The following is a 12,606-nucleotide window of genomic DNA, read 5'->3' as shown; positions in this document are numbered from 1 at the left end:
AATCTTTCTATACATTTTAATATTTTCATAATGTTATTATTTATCTTTATATTTACTATTTTTGTTTAATTATCCTTATCAAATCTCATATGTTATCGATAACATTATAATTTTGCCTCGAAATTTCTGATTGTCAAGAGTTGAAAATCTAAAATAAAAGTGTTATAATTTTTTAAAATTTAATAATTACATATATCTTAGAAATATAAAAATAAAATTTCCCGCATTATCGGAATAAACGAAGTCGTTTAAATCGTAGATATCGGGAGTATGTGAGTGGCAATAAGCCCTCATATAATTTATAATGGAGGTTTTTTATGAGAAGTTTATCAGGCATTCAGCCTAGCGGAAATTTACATATAGGAAATTATTTCGGTGCTATAAAACAGTTTGTGGAATTTCAGGACAAATATGAAGGATTTTATTTTTTGGCAAATTATCATGCACTTACTTCTTCACCTAAAGGAGAAGATTTGAAAAAAAATACTGTAAATGCTATTTTGGATTATTTGGCTTTGGGACTTGATCCGGAAAAATCTGTAATTTTTTTACAATCTGATATTCCCGAACATACAGAATTATCGTGGATTCTTGCAAATGTTGCTCCTATGGGATTGCTTGAAAGGGCTCATTCTTACAAAGACAAAACCGCAAAAGGGATAAAACCCAATGTCGGATTATTTACTTATCCCATTTTAATGGCTGCCGATATATTAATGTATGATCCCGATGTTGTGCCTGTGGGAAAAGATCAGAAGCAGCATGTAGAAATTACGAGAGATATTGCGATAAAATTCAACGAAACATACGGAAAAGAAGTTTTTAAACTTCCGGAAGAAAAAATAGTCGAAAATGTTGCCGTAGTTCCGGGAATAGACGGAGATAAAATGAGTAAATCTTATGGAAACGTTATTAATATGTTTATTCCGAAAAAAGAAATCAAAAAGCAGATTATGAGTATTGTTACCGATTCTACACCTCTTGAAGAACCTAAAAATCCTGACAATAACATAACAAAACTGTATTCTCTTTTGGCAACTGAAGCTGAAGTTGAAGAAATGAAAAGAAAGTTTTCCGAAGGAAATTACGGTTACGGACATGCTAAAAACGAATTATTTGAAAAATTTATCGATTATTTCAATCCTTTTATAGAAAAACGTGAAAAACTTGAAAAAAATATCGATTATGTATATGATGTTCTAAAAGAAGGGGCTTCTAAAGCACGTTCCATTGCACAGAAAAAAATGGAAGAAGTGAGAAGCACAGTCGGTCTACTTAAAATTTAAGCTGTCAAAAAACAGGAGAATTATTATGAATAAAAATATTCCGAATTGGATTAATATATTAAATGAGTTTTGCGGGAAAAGAGATATTCCCGCATTAACTTCATATGAACTGAATAAAAAATACGGCTTTTCCCAAGCAGATATTATGGTTCTGTTTGGGGGCACAATTTTATGCGGTGGAGACGTACTCGCTCAGGCAATACAAAATAAAGTCGCCAAAAAATATATTATTGTAGGCGGCATAGGTCACACAACTTCTTTACTGAAAGGAAAAATAAAAGAACTTTTTCCTGAAATTAACACTCAAAGTTTTGAAAATCTTTCCGAAGCTGAAATTTTTTCAAATTATTTAGAACATAGATATAATTTAAAACCCGATCTGCTCGAATGCCGTTCTACAAACTGCGGAAACAATATAACATACATGCTTGATTTGCTTAATGAACATAAAATTCTTTTTAAAAACATTATTATATCCCAGGACGCTACAATGCAACTTCGTATGGATGTCACTCTTCGCAAATATGTTTCAAACAAAATCGAAATTATTAATTTTGCCACTTATTCAGTCAAAGTATCTGAAAAAGACGGCAATTTAACTTACGATAAAAATATACCGGGAATGTGGGATATAAATCATTTTATAACTCTTTTAATGGGAGAAATCCCAAGATTAACCGATGACAAAAACGGCTACGGTCCTAAAGGAAAAAACTATCTCGCTCATATTGATATACCCGATAATGTACAAAATGCCTTTTCTGAATTAAAAAAGATATACGCAAATTCAGTGCGACAGGCTAATCCTTTGTATTCAGGTTAGTAATCTTAGTCTACTTTTTAAAAAAAGTAGCAAAAAATCGGCAATTCAGATTTTACATACTTAAGGTTTTTATTATTATTTTTAATTGTTATTGAAATATTCTATGTATTTTCCATTTACCCGACATTAAAATTTTACTTCGAGAAATATGAAACGGAACGTTATAAAAACAACTGTTTGAGCGAGGATTTTTAATCCGAAGCGAGTTTGTTGTTTTTATAGTAGAGTAAAGCATTTCGAGTTAGTAAAATTTTAGTCGGTCAATTTTTTCACTTCTTTTTTTACAAAAAGGAAGATAATACTAAGCTACTTCTTCTGCCGACTTACTCATTCTTATGTCAATTATTCCTTCATTTTTTGCTATTTTTATATGACTTTGTTTCTTTTTACCTGTACCGTTTGAACTTTTATTTTTTCTTTTCACGATTTTATATTCTTTCTTAAAATTCTCCGAAAGTTCCAATCCTATCATTCCTGCTACCGACAATATAAGTCCTCCTACAGTTACATTAAATAAAAATACTTCCAACATCTTATTTACCTCCATTATATTAATTAATTTTGTCAATTTTTCTTTACACATGGATTTTAACAAAAAAAAACAATATTAACGATGTCGATATAAGACGATGTGAAGTATTTTTAAAACTCTCCCTCTCCGAAATTTTTCCATTTAAAACAATATTTTTAGTTTTTCTTAAAATATCTCGATTTTTCGTTTTTTTATATTTTCCCTTTTACAATACCTTTTTTAAAGTTTTAGCAAACTTTTTCCCATTTTCCACATAATGTGCCGCATTTTTCTTTATGTGTTCGAGTTCTTCTTCAGTCAGTTTTCTTATCACTTTTGCAGGACTTCCTAAAATGAGAACTCCTTCTTCGTAAGGAATCTTATGTGTAACTAGAGAATTTGCACCGATAAGACAGTTAGGAGCTATTTTTGTCCCGTTGAGAACAGTACTTCCCATACCTACTATCACATTATCTCCTATTTCACAACTGTGAAGTATCACATTATGACCTACTGTAACATTTTCTCCTACAATACATGATAATCCGAAATCCGTATGAACTGTGGAATTATCCTGAACATTACTGTTTTTACCTATTGTTATTTTTTCTATATCTCCTCTTAACACTGCCCCGAACCATATATTTACTCCGTCATTAAGCTCGACATTCCCTGCAACATCGGCACTTTCAGCAACAAATACTTCTCCTGTTATTTTCGGCTTAACTCCGTCCAATTCATAAATCATTTTTATCAATCCTTTCCTTTTTCACTTTTCAAAAATTTTTGATAGATTTTTTTAAATTCTTCATCATTTTCCAGTTTTTTTTCCAATAAATCTTTTCTGTTTTCAGAAGTTTTTTCAATAGATTTGAAATATCTGTACTCATTTATTTTAGCATGATTTCCGCTTCTAAGCACTTCCGGTACGCTCATTCCGTCTATTTCCACAGGACGTGTATATTGAGGAAATCCAAGCAATCCGTTATAAAAAGAGTCTGTTTCAAAAGATTCCTTTTTTATGACTCCTTCTTTTATCCTGATTATCGAATCCATGACAATCAAAGCAGGTAAATCTCCGCTACTCAGCACATAGTCTCCGACAGATATTTCCTCATCTACAAACTTATCAATAACTCTCTGATCAAGACCCTCATATCTTCCCGAAATTATTACAATGTTTTCCTTTTCTGTCAGTTCGGTAACTCTCTTGTGAGTGAGAGTTTTCCCTTGGGGCGATACAAATATTACGTAAGGTTTTTCAGTATCGGAACATTTTTTATTGAAAAAATTCCAGTATGCTTCGGGCTTCAGAACCATTCCTGCTCCGCCGCCGAAAGGAATATCATCCATTTGATTATGCTTATTACCGCTATAATCACGAATATTTACAATATCATAATTTACAATTCCCGCATCTGCAGCCCTTTGAATAATCGTTTGAGAAAGGTACATTTCAAAAAGCTCCGGAAACAATGTTAAAACAGTAAATTTCATTTATTCTCTCATTCCTTCTATTAGTTCAACTTCTATTTTATTATTTGCAAAATCAATATTTTTCACAAACTCATCTACTAAAGGAACCATAATTTCCTTTTTATTTACGGCATCCTCTATAATCAGAATATTATGTGCGGCAGTTTCCATAACATCAACAATTTCTCCGATTTTTTCATTTTTTTCAAAAACTTCCACTCCTAAAAGATCCTTTAAGTAAAATTCCTTCTCATTTTTTTCAGGCAGCAAATCTCTTCTTATTTTTATCTGAAATCCGTTTAATTCTTTTGCAGAGTCAATATTATTTATTTCTTCAAATTCCGCAATGACTTTTTTTTCATTCAGACGTTTTATATTTTTTACAGTAAGAATTTTCTTTTTATCTTCTTTTTCAAGTAACACTTTTTCTCCGATTATCAGATCCGTTTCCTGAAAAATAGAATTTATTTTTACATTTCCTGTTAAATGATGTGTTCCTGTTATCGTTCCTATATTTACAAGATTTTCCATTATATCCCCTTATTTATTTTTTATTTTTTTAAAATTTCGGCTTTCTTCGGCTATTTCCTTTAATTCTTTCAATGTCATTCCGTCAAAATTTGCCGCTACGGCAGAAATTACACCTTCAACTAAAGGAGCATCGGCTATTTCAACTTCTATTTCTCCTTTAAGCTCTTCCATTGCTTTCAGTGAATGAAAAAGTGAGCTTCCCATATCTACAAAAATCAAAACTCCATTCCCGTTATCAGCTTTTTTTACAGCTTCTTTTACATTTTCTGCATTTGTTCCGTAAACTTCCTGATTGGCGTTTCCGCCATTTTCAATATTAAATTCTGCCTGTTGCAATACTTTTGAAAAATTTATAACTTCTTCAGCTAACTTATTACTGTGGCTCACTACTACTATTCCCGCCAATCCTTTTTTTCCTTTTCTCATTTTCTTAACAGTTCCTTTCTTTTTAATTTTCTCCGAGTAATCTGTCCAGTATAATAGATACAGCACTTCTTACCGATAAATGATTATATTTTGTTTTGCCTCTTACAGGCTCGAGTATTTTATAGGACATATCCATTATTTCCTCTGTCAGTCCCCAGCCTGTTCCGAATAAAATCAGATACGGACTTTCATCTTCAATGACCTCTTTTCCCAATTCCGCATATGACACGGTGTTCGGAAAGATTTTAGCCGATGTTGTTATAATTTTCGGCATTTTCCCTTCTGCTTTTAAAATCGTTTCGGCAGCCGACTGTACGGAATTCTCCAAATCAGTATTTTCAAAAGCTTCATTTCTGTTTTTATTAAATTCTATTCCGTCGCCTTCGACCCAGTAGTTGATTATTCTGTTCGTTAATTCCTGCTGTGCATCCACAGGAGTTATAATAAAATATTTTTTTATGTCGTATGTTCTGCAAGTTCTCGAAATATCATGTATATCGAAATTTGTAACTGATGTAGCCACAGTTTCGCCATTTCTGTTGTATACAGGATAATGAACAAGCCCGACATAAATATTGTTTCTCATTTAATTTCAAACGCTCCTTTCGGTATTTTCACTTATTTTTATATCATTATACCACTTTTTGTCGGATTTTTTAACCGCCTTGAAAGATATTTCATATTTTTCCCTAATTAAAATAAAAAAATTTCTTTACTATCCCGTAAAATTTATATATAATACTATACAAGAGGTGATAATTGTGAAGATGTCAATAAAGGAGTATATGAAAGAAAAAAACGTGTCAAGGAGAACTATTTACAATCGTATTGAAAAAGGACAACTAGAAGTTATTAAAGAAAAAAATAAAACCTATATTATAAAAGAAAACTTAAATATTAATAATAAAAATGCAAAAATAAATATTCCCGAATTGAAAGAATTAACGGAAATGTTTCAGTTAATACAAAATTCCAATGAGCTTTTAAAAAATTTTGACTATAATTTTTTAAGAGATCGAATTTCTTCTATCGAAAAATCATTGATAAATTTTACTATGGATATAAGCAGAGCAAACATTGATATGAAAGAAAAAATGAACACTTTTTCTGAAAACATCAATGAAAAAACCGAAAATATCCAAAAGAAAAATAACAATTTTATGGAAAATGTTTTACTTATAAATGAACAGAATTCCAATTTTTTCAAGGAAAATATCGAAACTCTTCAAGCAAAAATAGAAAATCTTGAAGCTAAATTTGAAAGTATTGAAAATAAACTTGACGAAATAATAAAAAAACAGGATAAAAAAGGGTTGTTTAGATAACTTGAAAATAAAAGAGGAGCTCAATTAATTTGAAAGCTCCTTTTTCTATTTTTAAAATTTCACAATAAAAATTATATTATAAGCGAATAATTTTCTCAGCTCCTAATTTGTTTTTACTTTATTATTATTCCTATTAAAATACTTAATTCCCGCAAATGCCCCTATCAACATCACGATACTTATAAGATACGGAGCCCTTATCCCGTAAACCATAAGATCTTCCGCTCTGAACATACTCACAAAATATCTGATAACAGCATACATTATAAGATAAATCATACTCAATACTCCCGGATTATATTCCTTTTTTCTGAAATAAAACCAAAGAAGCAAAAACCCTATAAGATTTAAAAATGATTCATAAAGCATTGCCGGATGTAAAGGATAATCAGGAAACTCTATTCCTGCAGCAGTATCTTTAGGAAAAACCAGTCCCCACGGAACAAGTTCTTTAAATTTTGACTGCATTTCAAGGGACATTGACTGATAAGAAGCCCACCATTGTGAGAATTTCCCTGAAAAAATAACACTCCAAGGAGTAAACGTAGGAACTCCATGTATTTCACCGTTTGCCAGATTTCCAAATCTTCCTAAAAACTGTCCGAAAAGCAGAGGTCCTACTCCCATATCGGTCAACACCCATATATTGAGCTTATTTTTCTTTGCGTATAAATATGAGCCTATAAGTCCTCCCAATATTCCGCCGTGTATCGCAAGTCCTCCTTTCCATACTTGGAATATAGAAAGGGGATCTCCTGCATATTCTCCGAATTTAAAGAAAACATAATACAATCTCGCTCCTATAAGTCCTGAAATCATTGCCCAAAAAGCAAAATCTTCTATAATTTTTTTATCTTTTATTCCTCTTTTTTTAGCCACTTCATCTTTTGAAGCTATAAATATTCCCGAAAGGAAAGCTATTATATACATCAGACTGTATATTCTAAGTTCAAACTTTCCTATTTTAAATAAATAAGGTTTCATCTATTCTCCTAACTGTTTTTTTAATTCTTTTTCAAACAGGATAAAGAAATCGTTTATCTGTTCTTTTGTTATTTCTCCTAAGATTCCTATTCTCATCAAACTTTCCCCGTATTTTCCTTTTCCTCCGGTAACTGTATATCCCTGTTCTTCCAATGCGTTTATAATATCTTTTATAATAACGCCTTCTCTATATACCGAAACTAAAGTATTTGTTCTGTTTTTTTCTTCTTTTACAAGTAAATTGAACCCTAAATTTTGAGCTTTTTCTTCAATCAGCTTTCTCAACTCATATTTTTCTTTTATTGTAGTATCAATACCTTTATTTATCAAGTCTTTTAATGACTCATGCAATGCAAGAATCAACGCTATGGCAGGAGTATAAGGTGTTTCCGATGATTCATCGAAATATTTCTGATACTGTTTTATACTGAAATAGTATTTCGGTAAATCGGATTTTTCCATAGCTTTTTTCGCTTTATCGCTTATCGCTATGAAAGATAATCCCGGCGGTATTAAAAAGGCTTTCTGACTTCCCGCAATAGCCACATCCACATGCCATCCGTCAAAATCAAAGTCATTTGCCACAAGTCCGCTTATAGTATCCACAACAAGCAGCATATCCGTATCTTTTGTCAATTCGCCCAATGCTTTTACATCATTAAGTATCCCTACGGAAGTTTCACTGTGAGTTACAAGTATTCCCTTAACATCAGTATTTTCAGCTAATGCTTTTTTCACATCTTCAAGTTTATATCCGTCACCGAATTCATAGCCCAAATTTATTACATTCAGTCCGTATATTTCCGATATTTTTCTGAATCTTTCTCCGAAATATCCCGTATTTATAACTATAACTTTATCTCCTTCGGAAAAAAAGTTCACTATGGCAGCTTCCATAGCCCCTGTTCCCGAAGAAGTTATAACAGCCACATCATTTTTTGTCTTGAATACTTTTTTCAAGTTTTCGTTTGACTCTTTTAATATTCTTCTAAACTCAGGTGTTCTGTGATGAATAATATCCTCTCCGAATATTTTCAAATATCTCTCCGGTATATTTGTAGGTCCCGGAGTAAGTAATAATTTAGAACTCATTTTTCATCCTCCTGCATTATATTTTATTTTTATTATATCCCGAATTTAATTATAAATCAATTACTATGGATTTTACTTTTGTCATACTTTGAATACTGTATTTTATTCCCTGAACTCCTACTCCTGAACCTTTTATTCCCAAGAAAGGAAAATTGTCAGGTCCTCTTTGAGTTTTGTTATTTATCTGAACAGTTCCCACTTCAAGCTTTCCTGCTATATCAAATGCTTTTACTATATCCTTTGTAAATACCGATGTTTGAAGCCCGTATTCCGAACCGTTGCATATTTCTATAGCTTCTTTCATGGATTTTATTCTTATTAACGGCAATACAGGACCGAACGGCTCTTCCCAGGCTATTCTCATATCAAGTGTTACATGGTCAAACAGTACAGGCCATAACAGATTTCTCTCTCTCTTGTATTCTGTGAGCTGTTTCGCTCCTTTTTCTTCCGCATCAATCACCAATCCTTCTATAAAATCTGCAGCCCTGTTATCTATCAATGGTGTTATATCGGCATTATCAAAAGGATCTCCTACTTTCAGTTTTTTTACTTCTTCGGTTATCAGTTCCGCCAGTCTATCTGCAGCATTTTCCATTACAAGAACTCTTTTTATCGCAGTACATCTTTGTCCTGAATAGCTGAATGCTCCGCTCACTATATCTTTTGCCGCTTTTTCCAAATCCGCATCATCCAGTACAATAGCACCGTCTTTTCCTCCCAGTTCAAGCATAATCGGACGCATTCCCGCCAGTTCTCCTATTCTTTTTCCTACAGGGGTACTTCCCGTAAAGTTTATAAAGTCCACTAAAGGATGTCCTATCAGATAATCTCCTATTTCAGAACCTTTTCCTGTTACAGTATTTATAACACCTTCAGGTATTCCTGCCTCATAAAATGCTTTCACAAGAAGAAGTCCGCTTATAGATCCTTGTGTAGGCGGCTTGAATATTACTACATTTCCTCCTATCAGTGCCGGAGCTATTTTCGATGCCGAAAGATTTACAGGGTAGTTAAACGGAGCTATGGCAAGTACAAGTCCCATCGGCTCTTTTCTTACAAGAGCTATCTTATTTTTGCTCGCAGCCTCAAAACTGCCTCCTTCAACTATTTCTCCAACAGTTCTCATTCCTTCTTCTGCAGAATATCTTATTAAATCTGCCGTTCTTGTAACTTCTCCTATTGCAGCTTTTATTCCTTTGGAAACTTCTTTTGCCAATATTTCTCCGATTATTTCTTTATCTCTTTCCAAAATTTCCGCAGCTTTGTACAAATAATTTGCTCTTTCCACTACTGCCATGCTTTTCCATTTGTCCAAAGCGATTTTCGCAGTTTCCATTGCATAATCCACTTCTTCCCTTGTCATTGCGGGAACTGTTCCCAATTTCTCATCATTTATAGGCGAATATATAGTTATCTCTTTTTCAGATTCTTTCCATTCCCCATTCAGTAAATTTTTGTATTTCATTCTTTCTCCTTCTTTATTTATTGTATAATTTTTTAATATCCTTTAGTTAATTCATCGTATTTCAACAAATGTTTCAAGATATTTTCAACATCTTCCAGTTTCAGCATATTCGGTCCGTCAGATTTGGCAACCGAAGGGTCGGGATGGACTTCAGCAAATATTCCGTCTACTCCTACTGCCAGTGCCGCTCTTGCCAAAGGATAAACATAAACGCTGTTTCCTCCGGACGTTTCCCCTTGACCTCCCGGTATCTGTACCGAATGTGTCGCATCGAAAACTACGGGATAACCGAATTTTCTCATTTCAAGCAATCCTCTCATATCCACAACAAGATTATTGTATCCGAACGAAGCTCCTCTTTCACATAACATTATATTTTTATTTCCTATTTCCTCAAACTTTTTCACAACATTTTTCATATCCCAAGGTGCCAAAAACTGACCCTTTTTTATATTGACCGCTTTCCCTGTTTCTCCCGCAGCTATAAGTAGATCCGTCTGTCTTGATAAAAATGCCGGAATTTGAAGCAAATCTATCACTTCCGCAGCCACTTTACAATGCCAAGGTTCATGAATATCGGTAGCCAATGCCACTCCGTATTTTTCTTTTACTCTCGACAATATTTCCAAGCCTTTTTCTATTCCCGGTCCTCTAAACGACGAAATGGAAGATCTGTTTGCCTTATCGAAAGATGCTTTAAACACATACTGTATCCCTAATTTATCGGTTATTTCCTTCATTTTTGCCGCTACTTCATTTACAAGATCCTCCGATTCTATAACGCATGGTCCTGCTATAAGAAACATCTTTCCGTTACCTACTTTAATGTTCTCTGTAATTTTCACTTCATTAACTTTATTTATAATCATATAAAACACCCTTTCTTTAAAAAAATATTGTAATTTTATAAAATAATTTTATCATAATATCGATCGAAAAAAAAGATAAATTTTAAAGTTGACGGGTAGGGAAAAGTTCACTTAAAAAGCACTTTATAGAATATACTTCACAAAAAAACATTGATTTTATAGCTGTTTTGTAGTATAAAATAACTATGGTAAAAATTTTAAAAACTTGAAAGGAGAAACAATTATGCCGAAAGAAACTTTAAACCCTTTTGAAATTGCACAAAAACAAATCAAAACTGCTTGTGACAGATTGAATGCCGATCCTGCAGTATATGAAATTTTAAAAAATCCTATGAGAGTATTGGAAGTATCTTTTTCTGTAAAAATGGATGACGGAACAATAAAATCTTTTACAGGATACCGTTCTCAGCACAACAATGCCGTAGGGCCTTATAAAGGCGGAATCAGATTTCACCAAAATGTAACAAGAGATGAAGTAAAAGCATTATCCACATGGATGACTTTTAAATGTTCTGTAGTCGGGATTCCTTACGGAGGAGGGAAAGGCGGAATAACTATCGATCCTAAAGAATATTCCCAAGCCGAATTGGAAAGAATCTCCAAAGCATATGCAGCAGCTATTTCTCCTTTAATCGGGGAAAAAGTCGACATTCCTGCTCCGGACGTAAACACTAACGGACAAATAATGTCATGGATGATTGATTCTTATGAAAAAATCGCAGGAAAATCCACTCCGGGAGTTTTCACAGGTAAACCTCTGGGATTCGGAGGCTCCCTTGCAAGAACCGAAGCTACAGGTTACGGAGTAAATCTTTCAGCAAAAAAAGCACTTGAAAAAATCGGAAAAAGTATTAAAGGGGCAACTTTTGCAGTACAGGGATTTGGAAACGTAGGTTTTTACACAGCTTATTATGCTCATAAAAGCGGTGCCAAAATAGTCGCTATATCAAATGTTGATACTGCATTTTATAATGAAAACGGAATAGACATGGAAAAAATAATAAAAGAAGTTGAAGAAAAAGAATTTGTTACAAATAACGGATACGGGAAAAAAATCCCTCATAGCGAACTTCTTGAGCTTGAAGTTGACGTACTTGCTCCTTGTGCATTGGAAAATCAGATTACATCTGAAAATGCCGACAGAATTAAAGCGAAAATTGTTGTTGAAGGAGCTAACGGACCTACTACACCTGAGGCTGATGAAGTTTTATTCAAAAAAGGAATTATTGTAGTTCCTGATATTCTTGCAAATTCCGGAGGAGTTGCAGTTTCCTATTTTGAATGGGTACAAAATCTTCAAAATTATTATTGGGAATTTGATGAAGTACAACAAAAAGAAGACGCTTTACTTTCCAAAGCTTTTGAAGAAGTATGGGCTTTATCGGAAAAGTATAAAACTGATTTAAGAAACGCTTCTTACATGAAAAGTATTGAAAGAATTGCAAAAGCAATGAAATTAAGAGGTTGGTACTAATAAAAATATTATTTTGAAAGGAAAAATTCAAAATCATGAAAAATATATTTGTAGCAATATTGACTTATAAAAAACCGTTGGATGAAGTTGTCAAATTTCGTCCGGCACACCTTGATTTTTTAGATGAATACTACAACGCAGGAAAGTTCATTGTTTCAGGTCGTCAAACTCCTCCTGTCGGTGGAGTAATAGTAGCTCACAATGTTACAAAAGACGAATTGGAATCTATTTTAAAAGAAGATCCTTTTTATAAAAATGAATTGGCAGACTTTGAAATAGTTGAATTTACTCCGGCTAAATATGCAGAAAAATTTGAAAATTTTGTAAAATAACGAATACAA

The 12,606-nt window shown here is 32.9% G+C and carries 15 protein-coding genes; 5 read left to right on the top strand and 10 right to left on the bottom strand.

Annotation, left to right across the window (positions count from 1 at the left end):
- Positions 1-317: 317 nt before the first annotated feature.
- Both trpS and FVE72_RS04420 read left to right on the top strand, forming a co-directional pair.
- Positions 318-1,286, top strand: a complete 969-nt coding sequence (gene trpS / locus FVE72_RS04425; protein ID WP_026737402.1) for a tryptophan--tRNA ligase — start codon at positions 318-320, stop codon at positions 1,284-1,286.
- 25 nt (positions 1,287-1,311) lie between these two features.
- The gene (locus FVE72_RS04420; protein WP_026737401.1) at positions 1,312-2,109 is read left to right on the top strand and encodes a YdcF family protein; all 798 of its coding nucleotides are present in this window, start codon (positions 1,312-1,314) and stop codon (positions 2,107-2,109) included.
- Positions 2,110-2,410: 301 nt separating this feature from the next.
- Here FVE72_RS04420 and FVE72_RS04415 read toward each other — a convergent pair whose 3' ends face one another.
- The 6 genes from FVE72_RS04415 to FVE72_RS04390 all read right to left on the bottom strand — a co-directional run bounded on the left by FVE72_RS04415 (position 2,411) and on the right by FVE72_RS04390 (position 5,639).
- Positions 2,411-2,641, bottom strand: a complete 231-nt coding sequence (locus FVE72_RS04415; RefSeq protein ID WP_026737400.1) for a hypothetical protein — start codon at positions 2,639-2,641, stop codon at positions 2,411-2,413.
- 205 nt (positions 2,642-2,846) lie between these two features.
- A complete protein-coding gene (locus tag FVE72_RS04410) occupies positions 2,847-3,368 on the bottom strand; it encodes a gamma carbonic anhydrase family protein (RefSeq protein WP_026737399.1) in 522 nt (173 codons plus the stop codon).
- A 5-nt stretch (positions 3,369-3,373) separates the two neighbouring features.
- Entirely contained in the window at positions 3,374-4,117 is a 744-nt protein-coding gene (gene trmD, locus FVE72_RS04405; protein WP_026737398.1) for a tRNA (guanosine(37)-N1)-methyltransferase TrmD, read from the bottom strand.
- A complete protein-coding gene (gene rimM, locus FVE72_RS04400) occupies positions 4,118-4,627 on the bottom strand; it encodes a ribosome maturation factor RimM (protein ID WP_026737397.1) in 510 nt (169 codons plus the stop codon).
- Positions 4,628-4,636: 9 nt separating this feature from the next.
- On the bottom strand, positions 4,637-5,053 hold the full coding sequence (locus tag FVE72_RS04395) for a PTS-dependent dihydroxyacetone kinase phosphotransferase subunit DhaM (protein WP_051411741.1): 417 nt from the start codon (positions 5,051-5,053) through the stop codon (positions 4,637-4,639).
- A 22-nt stretch (positions 5,054-5,075) separates the two neighbouring features.
- On the bottom strand, positions 5,076-5,639 hold the full coding sequence (locus tag FVE72_RS04390; protein ID WP_026737395.1) for an RNA methyltransferase: 564 nt from the start codon (positions 5,637-5,639) through the stop codon (positions 5,076-5,078).
- 175 nt (positions 5,640-5,814) lie between these two features.
- Here FVE72_RS04390 and FVE72_RS04385 point away from each other — a divergent pair, with 175 nt between their 5' ends.
- Positions 5,815-6,378: a hypothetical protein gene (locus tag FVE72_RS04385; protein ID WP_146966392.1), complete on the top strand. Its 564-nt coding sequence runs from the start codon at positions 5,815-5,817 to the stop codon at positions 6,376-6,378.
- Between the two features lie 102 nt (positions 6,379-6,480).
- Here FVE72_RS04385 and lgt read toward each other — a convergent pair whose 3' ends face one another.
- The 4 genes from lgt to kdsA are packed head-to-tail and all read right to left on the bottom strand — an operon-like array spanning position 6,481 to position 10,791.
- Entirely contained in the window at positions 6,481-7,362 is an 882-nt protein-coding gene (lgt, locus tag FVE72_RS04380; protein WP_026737393.1) for a prolipoprotein diacylglyceryl transferase, read from the bottom strand.
- Positions 7,363-8,454: a pyridoxal-phosphate-dependent aminotransferase family protein gene (locus FVE72_RS04375; protein WP_026737392.1), complete on the bottom strand. Its 1,092-nt coding sequence runs from the start codon at positions 8,452-8,454 to the stop codon at positions 7,363-7,365.
- A gap of 49 nt (positions 8,455-8,503) precedes the next feature.
- Positions 8,504-9,922, bottom strand: coding sequence for an NADP-dependent glyceraldehyde-3-phosphate dehydrogenase (locus FVE72_RS04370; protein ID WP_026737391.1), 1,419 nt, complete (start codon positions 9,920-9,922; stop codon positions 8,504-8,506).
- Positions 9,923-9,954: 32 nt separating this feature from the next.
- Complete coding sequence (gene kdsA, locus FVE72_RS04365) at positions 9,955-10,791, bottom strand: 3-deoxy-8-phosphooctulonate synthase (RefSeq protein WP_006807428.1); 837 nt, start codon at positions 10,789-10,791, stop codon at positions 9,955-9,957.
- A gap of 223 nt (positions 10,792-11,014) precedes the next feature.
- On the opposite strand from kdsA, the gene FVE72_RS04360 reads away from it, so the two are divergent.
- Together FVE72_RS04360 and FVE72_RS04355 are read left to right on the top strand one after the other, a co-directional pair.
- Entirely contained in the window at positions 11,015-12,265 is a 1,251-nt protein-coding gene (locus FVE72_RS04360; protein ID WP_026737390.1) for a Glu/Leu/Phe/Val family dehydrogenase, read from the top strand.
- Between the two features lie 35 nt (positions 12,266-12,300).
- Positions 12,301-12,597 carry a YciI family protein gene (locus FVE72_RS04355; RefSeq protein ID WP_026737389.1) on the top strand — a complete coding sequence of 99 codons (297 nt, stop codon included), beginning with the start codon at positions 12,301-12,303 and terminating at the stop codon, positions 12,595-12,597.
- Positions 12,598-12,606 lie beyond the last annotated feature (9 nt).

The organism is Pseudoleptotrichia goodfellowii, assembly GCF_007990505.1.
GTDB lineage: Bacteria > Fusobacteriota > Fusobacteriia > Fusobacteriales > Leptotrichiaceae > Pseudoleptotrichia > Pseudoleptotrichia goodfellowii.
This window is presented reverse-complemented; position numbering and strand designations above follow the sequence as displayed.

Bases quoted from the DNA above. Each gene is read 5' to 3' on its own strand.
- trpS (WP_026737402.1), top strand. From the start codon at position 318: ATGAGAAGTTTATCAGGCATTCAGCCTAGCGGAAATTTACATATAGGA.
- FVE72_RS04420 (WP_026737401.1), top strand. From the start codon at position 1,312: ATGAATAAAAATATTCCGAATTGGATTAATATATTAAATGAGTTTTGC.
- FVE72_RS04415 (WP_026737400.1), bottom strand. From the start codon at position 2,641: ATGTTGGAAGTATTTTTATTTAATGTAACTGTAGGAGGACTTATATTG.
- FVE72_RS04410 (WP_026737399.1), bottom strand. From the start codon at position 3,368: ATGATTTATGAATTGGACGGAGTTAAGCCGAAAATAACAGGAGAAGTA.
- trmD (WP_026737398.1), bottom strand. From the start codon at position 4,117: ATGAAATTTACTGTTTTAACATTGTTTCCGGAGCTTTTTGAAATGTAC.
- rimM (WP_026737397.1), bottom strand. From the start codon at position 4,627: ATGGAAAATCTTGTAAATATAGGAACGATAACAGGAACACATCATTTA.
- FVE72_RS04395 (WP_051411741.1), bottom strand. From the start codon at position 5,053: ATGAGAAAAGGAAAAAAAGGATTGGCGGGAATAGTAGTAGTGAGCCAC.
- FVE72_RS04390 (WP_026737395.1), bottom strand. From the start codon at position 5,639: ATGAGAAACAATATTTATGTCGGGCTTGTTCATTATCCTGTATACAAC.
- lgt (WP_026737393.1), bottom strand. From the start codon at position 7,362: ATGAAACCTTATTTATTTAAAATAGGAAAGTTTGAACTTAGAATATAC.
- FVE72_RS04375 (WP_026737392.1), bottom strand. From the start codon at position 8,454: ATGAGTTCTAAATTATTACTTACTCCGGGACCTACAAATATACCGGAG.
- FVE72_RS04370 (WP_026737391.1), bottom strand. From the start codon at position 9,922: ATGAAATACAAAAATTTACTGAATGGGGAATGGAAAGAATCTGAAAAA.
- kdsA (WP_006807428.1), bottom strand. From the start codon at position 10,791: ATGATTATAAATAAAGTTAATGAAGTGAAAATTACAGAGAACATTAAA.
- FVE72_RS04360 (WP_026737390.1), top strand. From the start codon at position 11,015: ATGCCGAAAGAAACTTTAAACCCTTTTGAAATTGCACAAAAACAAATC.
- FVE72_RS04355 (WP_026737389.1), top strand. From the start codon at position 12,301: ATGAAAAATATATTTGTAGCAATATTGACTTATAAAAAACCGTTGGAT.